Origin of the sequence: Lactiplantibacillus sp. YT640 (assembly GCF_049745435.1) — a bacterium.
Taxonomy (GTDB): domain Bacteria; phylum Bacillota; class Bacilli; order Lactobacillales; family Lactobacillaceae; genus Lactiplantibacillus; species Lactiplantibacillus plantarum.
Map to the genome: position 1 here is coordinate 1 of NZ_JBMNVY010000018.1, position 16,653 is coordinate 16,653.

Below are 16,653 nucleotides of genomic sequence, written 5' to 3' on the forward strand. Positions count from 1 at the left end.
TTGACTTCGCAAATGTTTTGCTCTTGATTCAAAATCAAGAGACCCTACACATTTGATTCGTCGAAACTTTGTTCAGTTTTCAAAGGTCTAAATCGTTCGTTGATTACCTCAACGCAACTATTAAAGTTTATCATCATCAGAACAAGCTGTCAACATCTTTTTATAAATTGTTTTGAATAACTATTCAATGTAAATGCTCACATCAATTTGAATATTCATAATAATGAGTAATGTTGCATATCGCTCTTAACGACAAGAAATATAATACCAAGAATAACGACCCGGGTCAACCCTTTTTATGAATTAATTTCAGAAAAGTTTTAAACACCGCTTAATGTCGCAATAGACTATATTCTACGGGGTTTTTATTAAGATAGCAAGCAAAAGTTCAATAAATCTCCCTTTAATTTTCAACGACTGTTTTTCAAAGTAAACCAACGCTAGCATAATGAATATTATTTCGCTGACAATCTACCAAATCAAGACAACCAATCAGTCAGCATCCCCACCTCATCACCGTACTTTATCGGTTCACAACATCCGCGACGCGCCTACCATTCCAACTTTGCATTTACTTGGGACTCCAAAATTGGTAATACTTCATCGTTCACCATCAGTGTCAATTCACACTGCGCAACAATCGGCTTAATAATAGTGTACCGCGCTGTGGTCAAAACAAGTGGCAGCTTATTTCCGCAACCAAAAAGGGATAACGCCGTCAGCGTTATCCCTTAGTTGATACGAGTTCGATTAATCAGAACTACTGCTTGAACTACTACTACTGTCACTTGAGCTAGACAGTTCTGGTGCATCCGTCTTATACAGACTCTCCGTTGATTTGCCCTTATGCTTCGAGAGAACACTCGTCTTCTTCTCAGCTTGGATCTCTTTCAATGATTTGAGGGTCTTAGTCAGCTTATAACTATAGTCCGACTTATTGACCTTCTTAAAGCCCTTAGGCGTGTAGAACCGTAGTAAGTCACCCTGGATGACCCGATCAGAGAGTGAGAGTTCCGTCGTCACATGATTTTGCATCTGTTTGACAGTATCCTTCTGCTTCGTCGTCATATCCGTTAGCTTCTTACCGGTCTTCGAATCATAGACTGTCCCACTGATCTTCGTATATGTCGGTGAGACAAAATCCCCGTTCCGGAAAGCCACTGTCTGGTTATGCTGTTTCGACAGTAAGTCCGTTCCGAACTGGATGTAACCCTTGTTCTTGATCCCTAACAGGTCAAAAATCGTTGGCAACGCATCAATTTCACCACCATACGTGTGGTTAATACCACCCTTGATTCCTTCAGAATGAATCATAAATGGTACTTTCTGGAATTGAGCCAAGTCGAAACTCGTTACCGACTTTTTACCCAATAACTGTGCAATGGCAGCCTTATGGTTGTTTGAAATCCCATAATGATCTCCATAAAGCACAATCATACTATTCTTATATAAGCCGGCCTTCTTCAAGTAACTAATGAATTCGGCAAAGGCTTGATCAAGATAATGGGCCGTTTGAACGTAGCCATCAACGGTTGAATCCCCGGTCGTCGTCTTATCGATCGACTGGTTCTTCTTATCCAATTCGTATGGATAGTGGTTCGTCAACGTAATCAGCTTTGCGTAGAATGGTTGTGGTAATTGCTCCAAATACTTAACAGAGTCTTTGAAGAAGATTTTATCCTTCAAGCCATAACCAATATTGTAGTCTGACTTCTCTTTATAGTAAGAAGAGTAGAAGAAGTAGTTATACCCCCACGACTTATACGCGTTATCCCGATTCCAGAAACTAGCCACATCACCGTGGAAAGCCGCAGTCGTATAGCCCTTTTGTGATAGGATTGCTGGCGCTGCCTGGAACGTATTCGACGTCCCATACTGCGTCATCGCTGACCCGGTTGGTAAACCAAACAAGGAGTTTTCCATCATCATTTCAGCATCAGAGGTCTTCCCTTGCGCCACTTGATGGTAGAAATTATCAAAACTCAAAGTACTCTTATCATGATAGAACTTGTTCAGGTTCGGGGTAACTTCCTTACCATCGACCTTATAATCAATTAAAAATTGCTGGAAACTTTCCAAATGAATCACGAAGACGTTCCTGCCCTTCGCTTTACCAAAGTATTTGACGTTCTCGCCAGCCTGGTTTTTCTTGAGGTAGGCTAGCACACTCTTCATATCACTACTACTTGCTTGGGCGCGCGTCGCACTTTCCTTTTCGGTCTGATAGAAGCTATACCCTGCATATGTGTTGAGTCCCAAGTACTTAACGATGTAGTTGTTATCAAAAGTCCGCGTCAATAAATCTGAACGGTCATGTTCAGACATGCCGAGGTCAACAGCAAACAACGCCACCCCAATCATGGTCAGTGTTGCAGCATACCGAATTTTGAAAGGCCGTGGATCGATCCGAATGACCTTGAAGGCTAATAACAGAATCAGCAACACGACATCTGCATAAACTAGGAAGTCGGTTCCATGAATGATCTGTCCCAAACTCTTTCCGAGGTTATTACTAGCAGCACCGGAACTCTTAATTACCCCCGCCGACATGAAATCAGAGAATTCCCGGTAATACAAGATATTGGCAAATAACCACGTCGTCTGTAGGGCGTCAATGATCATCATAATCCAATACTTTAAGCGACCACGGAAATATAGGGCAATACCGAACAGCACGATCGCTGTCGGAAATGGATTCAAGAACAAGATAAATTCCTGAACGGGTCCCTTAACCCCTAAAGTAAACTCGCTCTTATAAGCGATATATGTCTTTAGCCAAAATAAGACCACGGTTAGGAGGTAAAAGCCCAACGTTGTGTTGACCTTCCCAACCGTGTTTTTTATAAATTTAGGCATGGTAATTTCTTCCTCCGTTATTGCTATTAACAAATCCATATTATAACGGTTGCGTACTAGTTAGCAATATCTTGAAGATTTCTTCAAAAATTCTTCAACATTACAACGCGTCATAATATGGATCTATCGAAAATCTATCTGGATTTTGGGGGAATCTAGTTATCCGTTAGCAAATCGTATAATTCAATTGCCACGAGGTCAATGTTATCAAATTCAAACGTTTGGTCTGGATTGAATTCTTGTAACGTGTACGTCGAGGTAGCGGGATCATACGCTACTTGCCCACGTTGAACGCCTTCCTTTTCGAACCGCCGTGATTGCACTTCGGTTGCTTCAGTTGTGCGCATGGCTTCTAGTCGTTTGAGAATTGCTGATAGTTCAGATTTATCCATTATACTAATCTCGCTCCTTCAAGTTTTGTTTACATTCTAGCAAAAAATAGGACTAATAACACGTTTTTTTAGTAGAAAGCCCATTTTTACCACAAATTTTCACACTTATAATTATACCCTAACTTCCTGCTAAGACGGTGAGAAGTTGTGCTAAAATTAGAACAACTTATAAATTAAAGGAGTTCGGATATATGACACTATTTAGAGACGATCTCAATGAAACCATCAGTCACATTCAAGTTTCAACCATCCGCCAGTTTGACGAAGAAGTTAGTGCGATACCTGATATGGTCAAGTTAACGCTCGGTGAACCCGATTTCAACACGCCTGAGCACGTTAAAGCGGCTGCTAAAAAGGCGATTGATGACAACTACTCCCACTATACTGGCATGGCAGGTCTGTTGGAGCTACGCCAAGCGGCCGCCCACTTTCAAGAGACAAAGTACGGCGTCCACTATGATGCTGAAGACCAAGTCTTAGTGACCGTGGGAGCGACTGAAGCTATCGCAACTGCATTAACGACGATCTGTAATCCTGGCGACGCCATTATCATTCCGTCCCCAATCTTTCCAGCGTACATCCCCATCATTCAAGAAGCACACGCCAAGCCCCTCTTCATGGATACAGGCGTTAACGATTTTGTCATTACGCCTAAGATGGTCGACGATTTTATTGCTGCTCATCCTGACGAGAACTTCAAGGGAATCGTGTTAAACTACCCGAATAACCCCACTGGTGTCACCTATGTTGAAGATGAAATCAAAGCGCTCGCCGACTGTTTCCATCGCCATAACTTGTGGGTCGTATCCGATGAAATTTACAGTGAACTGACTTACGGTAGCGACCACGTCTCAATTGCTAAATTCATTCCTGACGAAGTGATCCTGATCAATGGATTATCGAAGTCTCATGCTATGACTGGCTGGCGAATCGGCTTCCTGTTTGCCTCTAAGGAAATGACGGCCCAACTTAAAAAAGTCCACCAATACTACGTCACTGCAGCAACCACGATTGCTCAGAAGGCCGGTGTTGAAGCCCTCACCAACGGAATCGATGATGCGCAACCAATGCGGCAAGAATACCAAGCTCGGCGTGATTTCGTTTATCAAACGATGTCGAAGCTCGGTTTCAAAATCGCACGTCCTACCGGAGCCTTTTATATCTTCGCGAAAATTCCAGCTGGCTTTGAACAAGACTCGATGGCATTCTGTAAAGACTTAGCACGCAAGAATCAGCTCGCGATTATTCCAGGGACTGGTTTTGGTGCCGAGGGGGAAGGCTACGTGCGTCTAAGTTACGCTGCTAGCATGGAAAAGCTCCACCAGGCCATGGATCGCCTCACTGCATATATGCAGGAACCTGCTAACCGTATCAACTAAGCAACGACAGTCCACCAGCTAACTGTCCTAGTTCATCACTGTTAGTCATTTCAATGACTGAATTGGATTCAACTCAAAAAGGTGCGCCAACTACTCGTAAATTACGATAGTTGGCGCACCTTTATTTGTCTTCAGCATCACACGATCTATTAAGCGAGCATCACTTTGCGAACGCATACGTGCCCGTGGTGGTCCGTTTTGCGGGCGCTGTTGCCCATTGAAGTGGTCCAAGCATCGTCAGCGCTTCAGGCGTCCGATAAATGACTTCCTTCGCCGTTCCTGACAATGGATCCGTCAATCGCAATTTAAGAACGGCCGTATTAGCAGCCAGATAATTTGGCGCTGTCCGATGTAATGGCCACAAAGCAATTTTGGTCTGCGTCATTGGCTGCTTACTATTCACCCACAGTTTTGAATTGTACTTCGTCACCAGACGCACTTTGGTCTGCGTCCCCGGAATCTGATAATTGATGCTCTTAGGCACAACCTGTTTATACTGCTCGGTCGTTTTGAGCATCAGCCGCAAGTTGTTGTTCGCCGTAAACTGCCACGCACCGCCAAGTGTTGTTGCAATCATCCGGTGGCCGTTCTGCCGGTATGTAGCGACTAAGCAAGCACCGGCCTGATTCGTATAACCGGTCTTCAGTCCATCGACTGGCACGCGGGGATCATAGTACTCGGCGCCCTTCAGGATCTCCACCGAAGTTGGGACCGTATACTTATGAATTTTGACTGAACGTTGATTAGCAACTTGAATAACATCGGGGTAAGCATCAATCAAATGTTGTGCAATGGTCGTCACAGCCCTTGCTGACACCAGATTTTGGTCCTGATCGCTGGTTCCCTTAATTTTTAAATCGTAATTTTTCAAATCAGTATTATCAAGTCCCGAAGCGCTAATAAAACTCGCATCCAAATGCCATTTGGACGCTTGTTGATTCATTAATTTAATGAACTTATCATTACTGCCAGCAACATACTCCCCCAGCGCAATGGCACCACTATTCGAAGACCCTACCAAGGTAGCTGCGAATAACTCCCTAACCGTAAACGTCTCCTTGGCGGGCATCGGCATTACGGATAAAGTTGCACTGGTTGCCATCTTACGGACATTTTTGCGAATTGGGACTGCATCCGTCCACTTGATCTGACCATGCTCGATGGCCCGTTCAACTAAATACAGCGTCATGAGCTTACTCAAGGACGCAATTGGTAATTTCTGATCGGCATTCTGCGCATAAACGACCTGACCAGACTTGGCATCCATCACGTAGGCGGCTTTGACCTCATCCGCCTTACTACTGGTCGCGTGTGCCGCTACATTGCAGCTCAACACCCCGCTGACTGTCGCTGTCAACACTAGTCCCCATACCAACCGTTGTTTGATTAACTTTAACATAGTACCTTCCTTTAATTCGTAACCGCGAAAAATGGGTCGAACAATGATGTCGGCCCATTAAAATTACTGTTCTTGTGAATCCGACCGGCTAGGTGCCGCAATCGGAATTTCTTCTGCTTTTTCAGGCCGCATCGCCATGGCGATCATCCCTAAGAATAGTCCTAAATAATACGTTAAGATCCGCCAGATCAGCATCGCTAAAATCAGCTTACTGTGGCTGGGAATGAACTTAGCAAACAACGCCGTGAAACCAAATTCAGCACCACCGGCCCCACCTGGAATCGGGAATAGTGATGTCACTAAGAAGATCAACACGTTCAAACTAGTCACCATAATCAAATTAACATCATCGATTCCCATTGCCCGCATAATAAAATACGGAATCAGGTAGTAAAACAGTAGCTGTAAGAAGGTGACGATACAAACTTCGACCAGCATCCGCCAGTCCTTGGTCATTCGAACGCTTTCTTCGTAGAACGAATCGATTTTTTCACTAATATTGTTTTCGAACTTGGCAAATCGCTCAGCTTTCATAAACCAGCTGACCGGGATCAAGACGATCTTCACCGCTCGTTTTGTAAAGTTGTACCAGTACATCACCAGCAACAGACCAACAATCACCGCAAAGTGAATCAGAAAACCTAACAAAACGTATAGTGACAGGTAACTTAACTTTTCAGCTAAATAATGAAAACCAATTAACATGGCGAATAAGAAATTCAATACCACCATGGCCTGAAAAACAACAAACTTCATCAATGCAACTGAACTTGCCCGCCCAGCGTCAATCCCTGATTGTGCCATCACGAAGATTTGGGCAGGTTGGCCACCCGAAGAAAACGGGGTGATACCGTTGAATAGTTGCTCGGCTAAAGGAACGCGCAGGGCACTCTTAAAGCGATAGTTCCGATAACGGTGCCTGACAAACTTTTGCACCACCACGGCTTCCAGACCGAAGTATAGTCCGACACACCCTAACGCAACTAATAACCACCACCAATTCAAAGTGAGAATATCGTCCATTAGATTGCTTAGTTTGACATTGCGCAGTGAGTACCACGAAATGCCGACGCCTAACGCAACCATTACGAGTAATGACCAGATATTTTTTCTTGTCATTGACTACCCCTCTTTTGCCTGTTGCAAATAAAAATCATGCCAAACTTTGGCAAGGCGCTCTTCCGAATAATCCTGAGCAGCCAAAACCGCCTTGTCATGCAAGAATTGCAACCCGGCTGGATTATGGCGTAACTGGTCGATCTGTCGTTGCATATCATCAACATCACTGGCCGCTTGATAGTAGCCATCAATGATTGCCCGGTACAAATCTAAATCCCGGAGCAATACTGGTGTCCCACAACTGAAAGCTTCCAACACGGACATCGGAAATAACTCGTTATAAGAAGGCAGTAAGAAAAGATCCGCCATATTATAATAGTCCACCAATTTCTCACGAGGAACGATGCCTGGAAACGACAGATTAGCTGGCGGGTTATCCACCACCTGCTTCAACTCCTGATAACCATCCGTAATTCGGCCAAACGAGAACCCACCGGCCCATACAAACTGGATATCTGGATTCTGCTTTGCAAGCGTAATAAAATCAGGAACACCTTTCCGATCCTGAATCTGACCGGTCCCGATAATCATGAATTTATTTTGATCATAGCCGTATTGTTGGCGCAAGCGCAACTGTTTAGCCTTAGTCATTTCGTAAAATTCACGTTTGCTGACAAAATTCGGAATATACGTTACATCCGCTCTTTTGATATGGTATGCTTCCAATTTTGGAATGAAGGTCGGGTTCACCACCACAATGTGGTCCATCCGCTTATAAAATGAGATTAAATAACGATTGAAAATCATTTGGAATGGTCGTGGCAACTTCAAGCTACCCTCGAGCGTCTCTGGTAAGAAATGCACGTAACCGATTTTACGGCCTCGATTAGGCATAAACGTAGACAGGTAAAACATTGGATTAACCGTATGGTAATGTGAAACGGCGGAGCGCCCATATCGATTGACTTTAATATTAAATTCATCCTGCCAATGGGTCCGCAACAACCGCATCAATTCTAGATAGGCGCTGCCGACTCCCTGACCCTTGACGGAGTCAGCTTTTGAAAACATGGTAATGTCTAACATAATTCGTCCCCTTACGCGTCATACGTCGAATAAGCATCCCCGTTTTGGCGGTGCTCATTGACGATTTGACACACGTTAATTACTAATATTCGCCGATTTATCCGCTGATTCAGAATACGCCAGCTGTACGTCTTGATAGTAGTTGATCACTTGCTTGCCGAAATACTCTGCGGAAATTTGGTAAAGCTTCTTCTGCCGTGGCTTGGGATCGTTAAAAGTATTGGGATGTTGTAAATAACGCACAACATCCTTGATCAGATCGGTCTCACTTGTAAAGGTCGTCCCCAGTGACGGATCATCAAGTAATTGATCCGTGTACGGACTAGCAGCCACTACCGTTTTAAGGCCAGCAGCCATTGCTTCAATGTACGTCAGCCCCTGTGATTCTGAGTTCGAAGCCGAAACGAACAGGTCAGCCATCTGGTAATAGTTATAAACTTCATCATTATCAATTTCACCGGTAAATTGTACGTGCGCCGTTAAGCCGGCGTCTTGAACCTGATTTTCCAGTGTTTCACGTGCCGGACCATCACCTACAATCAGGAGTTGGGCATTCGGCACCTGTTCTAAGATCGCCGGTAGGGCTGCAATGACTTCGTGAATGTTTTTCTCGTAGGCCAAACGACTCAAGGAAAGTAATACTGGCGTATCAGACTGATAGCCGAGTCTTTGCCGATAATCCACCGTCGACTGCTGCTCGTACTGATTAATGTCGATTCCAGTCGGAATAATGCGAATTGGCGCTTTAACGCCGTAGCCCGTCAGTGTATTTGCAACCCGCTCACTCGGTGCTACAATCCCGTTCAGATGATAACAATACGCCCGTGTGGCCTCCTTAACGTGGTATGGCTTTAACAACTTACCATTCGCAATATAATGTAGATAATCCTCATACATCGTGTGGTACGTATGGATACATGGGACTTTTAATTGTTTGGCAACAAACTTACCAATCATCCCCATGGAGAATTCTGTCTGCGTATGAACAATATCCAGGCCAAGATCCTTAGCAACCTGGTAAGCCTTAAAAAGCCCGCGAACGGCGATGCGCCGATCCGTGAACGAAACAAATGGAATACTCGTAAACCGAAAAATATTGCGTTCATAAATATTCTTATCAACATGGGGATCCGTGGTCGTAAAGATATAGACTTGATGACCAGCCCGTTCGAGTTGATTGCGTAACACCTTGATTGACGTTGCGACCCCACTCACTTGTGGATAGTATGTGTCTGTAAATATCCCGATATTCACGTAGATTCTCCCCTTATTTCCATCAATTAACCGTGCTGCTAATCGATGTTGCTTAACCGCGCTTAGATCATTATTTCATGATCATCACGAATTCGACTTAATGCCTATATTATAAACATTATATTGGTTAAATATCCGAGTTGCAAATAATCTTAATATAAATTAAGAGTTCATGACAAAATCTATCTGACCAGCTACACCTATAGAAAATGAATTCGAAATGATGAATTGTAATCGCTAGGCATCACTCAACACCGCCATTACATCGTTTCCACTACACCAACTCTTCACCGTCAACAGCGAGTAGCAATGTGCCCTGTGTCCATCATTGACTAGCGCGCGGTCGCAACTATGGACAATTGTCACAATGCCTAAATGTCCAGTCAATTCGCGTCATGTACTGTGCCAGCTCTCATCATACCGGTGCGGGTAGCCCACTCCCCGTCGTGCTAAACCCGGGGCTAGTACAAACTGGTTAATGACCCGCATTTACCCACAAAAAAAGAGCAAATCCACAGATTTGCTCTTAGTTTGATTGTTTATTTACCGAAGACGTTCTTTTCAACTAATTCTTTGACTTCTTCGTTAGTAACACACTCGTTAAGTGCCTTATCAGCTAATTTAGCCATTTCCTTAGTATCAAGTTTCTTCATTAATGAACGTGTCTTAAGCACGGAAGTTGAACTCATTGAGAATTCATCCAAACCTAAGCCCATCAATAATGGCACCGCAATCTGATCCCCAGCAACTTCACCACACATACCCGTGAAGCGGCCGTTCGCGTGAGCAGCGTCAATAACATGCTTGATCAAACGCAACAACGATGGGTTGTATGGTTGATACAAGTATGACACTTGTTCGTTACCACGATCAGCAGCAAATGAGTATTGAATCAAGTCGTTAGTCCCAATACTAAAGAAGTCGACTTCCTTAGCAAACTGGTCAGCTAAAATAGCTGCCGCTGGGATTTCAATCATGATACCAAGCTTGATGTCGTCAGCAACAGGCGTACCAGCTGCAACCAACTTGGCTTTTTCTTCCTCAAAGATAGCTTTGGCTTTACGGAATTCGTCAAGCGTTGCAATCATTGGGAACATAATCCGTAATTGACCGTAATGTGACGCACGTAATAACGCACGTAACTGGGTCCGGAAGATGTCATCACGATCGAGGGAAATCCGAATAGCCCGGTAACCCAAGAATGGGTTCATTTCATCAGGTAATGGCAAGTAAGGTAATTCCTTGTCACCACCGATATCCATGGTCCGAACAATAACGGGTTTGCCGTTCATCCCTTCGACAACCTTCTTGTAAGCTTCGAATTGGGTATCTTCGTCAGGTAATTCTGAACTGTTCATGTACAAGAATTCTGAACGGAATAATCCAATGGCTTCAGAGCCAGCATCCAAAACCCCATCCATATCGTCAGGTGTCCCGATGTTAGAAGCTAATTCAAAGTGCTTGCCGTCCTTAGAAACGGTGGCCTCGTTCTTCAACTTAGCCCATTCAGCCTTTTGCGCAACAAAGTCTTTAGCCTTTTGTTGGTAATCAGCAACTTCAGCATCCGTTGGGGCTACTAAAGCGTCACCGTTGATACCATCCAAGACGACCGTATCGCCTTCTTTGATATCAGTCGTGGCAGATTCAGATCCAACGACCGCTGGAATTTCAAGCGTCCGTGACATGATGGCTGAATGACTAGTCCGACCACCAATGTCAGTAATGAAGCCCTTAACATACTTACGATCAAGTTGAGCTGTATCACTAGGTGTTAAATCGTGGGCAACCACGATTACTTCGGAGTCAATTAAAGCTGGACTTGGTAAGGTTACCCCTAACAAGTGGCTTAAGACCCGCTTCGTTACGTCGCGAATATCACCGGCTCGTTCTTGCATATATGCATTATCCGTCATCGCTTCAAACATTGAAATGAAAGTATCAGTAACTTCCTTCAAAGCTTCTTCAGCATTGACTTTATCATCCTTGATCTTACCTTCAATTTGTCCGAGCATTTCTGGGTCAGACAAAATGGTGATATGAGCTTCAAAAACTTCTGCTTCTTCTTCACCCAAGTTTTCAACCGCTTTGTCTTTAATGACCTTTAGTTCAGCCTTGGAAGCATCGAAAGCGTCATGTAACCGTGCAACTTCAGCATCCGTATCGGAAACTGTTGTCTTTTCGAATGATAAATCTGGATCAACTAGCATATAGGCCTTAGCAATTGCAACACCATCACTGGCCGCAATTCCTTTTAGTACCTTTTCAGCCATTATTCAGATAATCCTTCTTTCTTCATCGTTTCAGTTAAAGCTGCGATAGCGTCGGCTTCGTCGGCACCTTCAGCAGAAATGGTAACGTCAGCGTCTTTACCAACACCGAGTGACATAACACCCATGATGGACTTTAAGTTAACGGACTTGTCTTGGTATTGCAACGTAATTTCTGAGTTGAACTTACTTGCTGATTGTACCAATAAAGTTGCGGGACGTGCGTGGATACCAGTGTCTGCGATAACGTGAAATTCTTTCTTTTCCATAACTATTCGATCTCCTTCAAGATAAATAAATTTAAAATTGGTTCCGAGTCAATTCGAGTTGCCGCCAACACGTATACTCAAGAGCCCTTAATAATGATGATAGCAATTATCCAATTAAAATACAAGCCCTTTCATTCAAGCTAGGCCTATTAATTGGTTGTCTTACCATCCTTCTCGAAATGGTAAACAATGCGGCCATCTAAGTCCGCCGTACCAATGACTCGTTTACGATACTCATACTTCATATAGGCATCGTGAAAAGCCATAAATTCATCCGGCGTTACGGTAAAACTGTCGCGTTCGCCATGACGCAACGCTTCCATTAACTGGGTATAATCCGTTGCCAAACAATTACCGCCTCCTCAAAGTTAGGTTGACACATTACTGCATCATTATTTTGATATTTACGAACAAAGTTCTCCGCCGCTCACTGGCTGTTGACGGTCACCAATGAAAAACGATGCGCTGCAAACATCAAAACTGGTCAGGCTCGATACATGCAAAAAAACCGCTTTGTACTATAATATAGACAGACAGTTACATCATCACTTATCCTAACCAGATAATTAATATACAACGAATCCGGTTACATGACAAGCTATGAGTTGCGACTATCCAGACTATTCAGAAATAATTGAATCAATCAGCCATTGCGAATTATCCCGGCCGCACGTCCAGTTTTGACCCTGAGGCTTTTCACTTGCAACAGTCCGTAAATTCGCTATACTAATAGTCAAAGGTCAACAAAGGTCAAAGAGCCGATGAACCTTTAACTATGATCCTAATCGATTTAGTTATATTTCTGATGCGAAAGGTGTGTGACAGCATAATGCTTTGTGACAATTGCCATAAGAACGAAGCGACGATCCATTTATATACGAGCGTCAACGGTCAGCGGCGACAAATCAACCTTTGTCAAAATTGCTATCAACTGCTAAAGAATCAGGAACAGCAACCAAATAACGGAGTTGGAGGTGCTGATATGGCACAAGATCCATTCGGTTTTGGTGGTCTTGACGACATTTTCCGTGCAATGCAGGGTGGCGTTGATCCTAATAACGCTTACCGGCAACAACAGACCCCACCGACCCAGCCAGCTGGTCCTAATGGCGGCAATCGTCGTGGCAATAACAACGGCGGTGGCCTCCTTGGCCAATACGGCTTCAACTTAACAGCGCAAGCTAAACAGGGCAAAATCGATCCAGTGATTGGTCGCGATACCGAAATTAATCGGGTTATCGAGATTTTGAATCGCCGGACCAAGAATAACCCCGTTTTAATTGGTGAAGCTGGGGTTGGTAAAACGGCGGTCGTGGAAGGACTAGCACAGAAAATCGTTTCTGGTCAAGTTCCACAAAAACTGTTAGATAAAGAAATTATTCGTTTGGACGTGGCTTCCCTTGTTCAAGGCACCGGTATTCGAGGTCAATTTGAACAACGAATGCAACAATTAATGAAGGAAGTTCAAAGCAATCCGAATATCATCCTCTTCATTGACGAAATCCATGAAATCATGGGTGCCGGTAATGCTGAAGGTGGTATGGATGCTGGGAACGTTCTGAAACCCGCCCTTGCCCGTGGTGATTTCCAATTAGTTGGGGCCACGACATTAAACGAATACCGCGACATCGAAAAGGATGCCGCCCTCGCCCGCCGGTTCCAACCGGTCACGGTCAACGAACCGAGCGTGGAAGAATCTATCAAGATTCTCGAAGGCATTCAGAAGAAGTACGAAGACTATCATCACGTTAAATACGATCAAGATGCCATTGTGGCAGCCGTCAAGTTGTCAAATCGTTACATTCAAGATCGTTTCTTACCTGATAAGGCCATCGATTTACTCGATGAAGCTGGTTCACGTAAGAACTTGACGTTGAAGACGGTCGATCCAAAGACGATTCAAGAAAAGATCGACGAGGCAGAAAAGCAGAAACAGGACGCCTTGAAGAAGGAAGACTACGAAAAAGCCGCCTACTATCGCGATCAAGTTGCTAAGTTAGAAAAAGCTAAGCCCGATGAAAGTTCAGACCAGCCTAATAACGATACTGCCACTGTAACGGTCAAGGACATGGAACAAATTGTCGAAGAAAAGACAAGTATTCCAGTTGGTGACTTGCAGGCTAAGGAACAGGCTCAAATGAAGACCTTAGCACCCGACCTTAAGAGTACGGTTATTGGTCAAGACCAAGCGGTTGAAGCAGTTGCCCGGGCCATCCGGCGTAATCGAATCGGTCTGAACGGAACTGGCCGGCCAATTGGTTCCTTCATGTTTGTCGGCCCAACCGGGGTTGGTAAAACTGAATTGGCTAAACAACTTGCTAAGGAACTGTTTGGTTCTCAAGATGCCATGATTCGGTTTGACATGAGTGAATACATGGAACCACATTCAGTGGCTAAGTTGATCGGTTCACCGCCTGGCTATGTCGGCTACGAAGAAGCCGGTCAGTTAACTGAACAGGTTCGTCGTCATCCATATAGCCTAGTCTTACTAGACGAAGTTGAAAAGGCTCATCCGGATGTCATGCACATGTTCTTGCAAATCCTCGATGATGGCCGGCTGACCGACTCACAAGGTCGGACTGTCAGCTTCAAGGATACGATCATCATCATGACTTCCAACGCTGGGACTGGCGACAGTGAAGCTAATGTCGGTTTTGGTGCCGCTGCTGAAGGCAAGACGCACGATATCACTAGCCGGTTGACGGACTACTTCAAGCCAGAATTCTTAAACCGGTTCGATGACATCATTCAATTCAACGCTTTATCTAAGGAAAACTTGATGAAGATCGTTGGTTTGATGATCGAAGACGTCAACGGTATGTTAGCTAACCAAGGCTTACACGTCCACGTCACAGAACCTGTCGAGGAAAAACTCGTTGAACTAGGTTACAACCCTCAGATGGGGGCTCGCCCACTCCGGCGTGTTATCCAGGAACAAATCGAAGATCGCATCGCCGATTTCTATTTGGACCACGGCGACGTTAAGAACATGGTTGCAAAAGTTGAAGACGGCAAGATTGTTTTGGCGGCTGAGACGAAGTCCGAATAAGATAATTAAATTTAGAGCCAGAAGCGTAAACAATCGTTTACACTTCTGGCTCTTTTTTGTGCCTACCTCAAATCCTCATTGAGTCGCTATGAATAGCCCGCGTCTCTGCCATAATTAAACGCCTAATTTAAAGTCCCATAATTGTCGTTCCAAATTATCACGCTCAATGCCAATATAGCGTTTTGTCACCTGCTCGCTCGAATGATTGAAAATCATCATCAATCCGGCAATGTCACGAGTCTTTTGATAATAATGATAGCCAAATGTCTTGCGCAACGTGTGCGTACCAATATCATCCCGCTCCAGGTACTCACCGGCCGTCTGAAAGACTCGATAGACACCATTAACGGTTAAAGCTCCGCCCCGACCACTACAGAATAACGGTTCATTTGCCCCCCGATACCGCGTAAAGTGGGCTAATTCCGTTTTGAGGTTTTTCAAAAACAACCAGCGCTTCTTGCCCGTTTTTTGTTCCATGATCATAACACGATCTTTGCCACGTACTTGCCCAACCTTCAGTCGTAAAATATCACTCATTCGTAATCCCGTGTTAATTCCAACCAAAACAATCATGCGATTACGTTCCCCATAACGCGCTTGTGAAACAGCCCATAAAAAATCATCGATTTCTTGGTCCGTTCTTAGCGGTTCAACATTATAATGCATACGCTCCATTACACCTCAATCAATCTTATTAAGTTTAAATTACTTAACCTAGAGTAAACTAAACAAAGTAATTGTTAACCTATAATGCTCCCCACTATTAAGTGCTAAAACAAAAGCGCGGGACAAAGAGTCTCCCCTTTATCCCGCGTTAAGGATATTACTTCACTTAATATCCGTGAACGTGTACATCTGCCTATAATTGCAAAGCTGATAATTGATCCGCTAACTGTGTTGCTGGCGTCGTGTCAAGTGATTTAGTCAATTGTGCATCAACATCTTTCATTCGATCCTGACCAGCCTTCGTAAGCGTTAAGACCCGTAAACGCCGGTCTTGTTTAATTGGTTGACTTTTCAACCATCCTTGGGTTATTAAGGTGCCAATGTTTTGTGCCAACGAGGCTTTCGCCACATTCAACGCATTTGCCACATCACCAATCTGGATACCAGGATGTTGTTCGACATAAACTAAGATCCGTAACTCGTTCAAACTAAGCCCTGTGGCGGACGACCAGTTCGACGTAAGTCGTTTTAAGTCCCGTTCAAGGTGCATGATATTCATAATATAATTAATTGGTTGTTGCATACTAACAGCATCCTTCCTGAAATTTGTACTTTTTTCATTAACCGTTCAAAACAAGCCATTGTCCCTTCGCATGATTTTTAAAAAAATGGTGCGAATCAATTATTAAGACGAATAGTTATATTTGTTAACAAACTTTATTAACAATATTATTATTGCATAATTACAAAATTTACACAAATAACTTTGACTACCGGTCACAGTTTAGCTGGTCAAAAATAGCCGTCTATCCCCGATTTAATCGGCTTTTTGACAATTGATTCCATCAATATTTTTTACATATTAAATTTATATGTCAAGTTAACATGAGTTAATTATAATGGTTATTAATTAATAAACTTATCTAAACAGTTAATTAAATATTCTACTGAATAATAAAACAGACGTCGAGTATTCG

At 43.8% G+C, this 16,653-nt stretch carries 13 protein-coding genes; 2 read left to right on the forward strand and 11 right to left on the reverse strand.

Features of this window, described 5'->3' with window-relative positions:
- Positions 1–750: 750 nt before the first annotated feature.
- Positions 751–2,856, reverse strand: coding sequence for an LTA synthase family protein (locus ACOV1R_RS10965; protein ID WP_217203238.1), 2,106 nt, complete (start codon positions 2,854–2,856; stop codon positions 751–753).
- A gap of 155 nt (positions 2,857–3,011) precedes the next feature.
- Positions 3,012–3,248 carry a YkuJ family protein gene (locus ACOV1R_RS10970; protein ID WP_003643297.1) on the reverse strand — a complete coding sequence of 79 codons (237 nt, stop codon included), beginning with the start codon at positions 3,246–3,248 and terminating at the stop codon, positions 3,012–3,014.
- Between the two features lie 191 nt (positions 3,249–3,439).
- On the opposite strand from ACOV1R_RS10970, the gene ACOV1R_RS10975 reads away from it, so the two are divergent.
- The gene (locus ACOV1R_RS10975) at positions 3,440–4,627 is read left to right on the forward strand and encodes a pyridoxal phosphate-dependent aminotransferase (RefSeq protein ID WP_003644209.1); all 1,188 of its coding nucleotides are present in this window, start codon (positions 3,440–3,442) and stop codon (positions 4,625–4,627) included.
- Positions 4,628–4,787: 160 nt separating this feature from the next.
- Here ACOV1R_RS10975 and ACOV1R_RS10980 read toward each other — a convergent pair whose 3' ends face one another.
- The 7 genes from ACOV1R_RS10980 to ACOV1R_RS11010 form a co-directional block, all read right to left on the reverse strand.
- Positions 4,788–6,026 (reverse strand): D-alanyl-D-alanine carboxypeptidase family protein, encoded by a 1,239-nt coding sequence (locus ACOV1R_RS10980; protein WP_015380113.1) that lies wholly within the window; start codon positions 6,024–6,026, stop codon positions 4,788–4,790.
- Positions 6,027–6,089: 63 nt separating this feature from the next.
- Positions 6,090–7,145, reverse strand: a complete 1,056-nt coding sequence (locus ACOV1R_RS10985) for a lysylphosphatidylglycerol synthase transmembrane domain-containing protein (protein WP_003643294.1) — start codon at positions 7,143–7,145, stop codon at positions 6,090–6,092.
- A 3-nt stretch (positions 7,146–7,148) separates the two neighbouring features.
- On the reverse strand, positions 7,149–8,171 hold the full coding sequence (locus tag ACOV1R_RS10990; protein ID WP_003643293.1) for a glycosyltransferase family 4 protein: 1,023 nt from the start codon (positions 8,169–8,171) through the stop codon (positions 7,149–7,151).
- Between the two features lie 75 nt (positions 8,172–8,246).
- Entirely contained in the window at positions 8,247–9,425 is a 1,179-nt protein-coding gene (locus ACOV1R_RS10995; protein ID WP_003643292.1) for a glycosyltransferase family 4 protein, read from the reverse strand.
- A gap of 539 nt (positions 9,426–9,964) precedes the next feature.
- A complete protein-coding gene (gene ptsP / locus ACOV1R_RS11000; protein ID WP_003646541.1) occupies positions 9,965–11,695 on the reverse strand; it encodes a phosphoenolpyruvate--protein phosphotransferase in 1,731 nt (576 codons plus the stop codon).
- Entirely contained in the window at positions 11,695–11,961 is a 267-nt protein-coding gene (locus ACOV1R_RS11005) for a phosphocarrier protein HPr (protein ID WP_003638282.1), read from the reverse strand. The genes ptsP and ACOV1R_RS11005 overlap by 1 nt, the downstream gene beginning before the upstream one ends.
- 149 nt (positions 11,962–12,110) lie before the next feature.
- On the reverse strand, positions 12,111–12,308 hold the full coding sequence (locus ACOV1R_RS11010) for a hypothetical protein (RefSeq protein ID WP_003646540.1): 198 nt from the start codon (positions 12,306–12,308) through the stop codon (positions 12,111–12,113).
- A gap of 482 nt (positions 12,309–12,790) precedes the next feature.
- Between ACOV1R_RS11010 and ACOV1R_RS11015 the strand changes: the two genes are divergently transcribed.
- Positions 12,791–15,010: an ATP-dependent Clp protease ATP-binding subunit gene (locus tag ACOV1R_RS11015; RefSeq protein WP_003644206.1), complete on the forward strand. Its 2,220-nt coding sequence runs from the start codon at positions 12,791–12,793 to the stop codon at positions 15,008–15,010.
- Positions 15,011–15,124: 114 nt separating this feature from the next.
- Here the strand turns inward: ACOV1R_RS11015 and ACOV1R_RS11020 are convergent, their stop codons facing one another.
- Both ACOV1R_RS11020 and ACOV1R_RS11025 read right to left on the reverse strand, forming a co-directional pair.
- Positions 15,125–15,676 (reverse strand): tyrosine-type recombinase/integrase, encoded by a 552-nt coding sequence (locus ACOV1R_RS11020; RefSeq protein WP_003646539.1) that lies wholly within the window; start codon positions 15,674–15,676, stop codon positions 15,125–15,127.
- Between the two features lie 193 nt (positions 15,677–15,869).
- Entirely contained in the window at positions 15,870–16,259 is a 390-nt protein-coding gene (locus ACOV1R_RS11025) for a MarR family winged helix-turn-helix transcriptional regulator (protein WP_003643287.1), read from the reverse strand.
- Positions 16,260–16,653 lie beyond the last annotated feature (394 nt).

What these genes read in the sequence shown, in the direction of transcription:
- ptsP (WP_003646541.1), bottom strand. Translation starts at nt 11,695, where the DNA reads ATGGCTGAAAAGGTACTAAAAGGAATTGCGGCCAGTGATGGTGTTGCA.
- ACOV1R_RS11005 (WP_003638282.1), bottom strand. Translation starts at nt 11,961, where the DNA reads ATGGAAAAGAAAGAATTTCACGTTATCGCAGACACTGGTATCCACGCA.
- ACOV1R_RS10980 (WP_015380113.1), bottom strand. Translation starts at nt 6,026, where the DNA reads ATGTTAAAGTTAATCAAACAACGGTTGGTATGGGGACTAGTGTTGACA.
- ACOV1R_RS10965 (WP_217203238.1), bottom strand. Translation starts at nt 2,856, where the DNA reads ATGCCTAAATTTATAAAAAACACGGTTGGGAAGGTCAACACAACGTTG.
- ACOV1R_RS10970 (WP_003643297.1), bottom strand. Translation starts at nt 3,248, where the DNA reads ATGGATAAATCTGAACTATCAGCAATTCTCAAACGACTAGAAGCCATG.
- ACOV1R_RS10985 (WP_003643294.1), bottom strand. Translation starts at nt 7,145, where the DNA reads ATGACAAGAAAAAATATCTGGTCATTACTCGTAATGGTTGCGTTAGGC.
- ACOV1R_RS10990 (WP_003643293.1), bottom strand. Translation starts at nt 8,171, where the DNA reads ATGTTAGACATTACCATGTTTTCAAAAGCTGACTCCGTCAAGGGTCAG.
- ACOV1R_RS10975 (WP_003644209.1), top strand. Translation starts at nt 3,440, where the DNA reads ATGACACTATTTAGAGACGATCTCAATGAAACCATCAGTCACATTCAA.
- ACOV1R_RS11015 (WP_003644206.1), top strand. Translation starts at nt 12,791, where the DNA reads ATGCTTTGTGACAATTGCCATAAGAACGAAGCGACGATCCATTTATAT.
- ACOV1R_RS11020 (WP_003646539.1), bottom strand. Translation starts at nt 15,676, where the DNA reads ATGCATTATAATGTTGAACCGCTAAGAACGGACCAAGAAATCGATGAT.
- ACOV1R_RS11025 (WP_003643287.1), bottom strand. Translation starts at nt 16,259, where the DNA reads ATGCAACAACCAATTAATTATATTATGAATATCATGCACCTTGAACGG.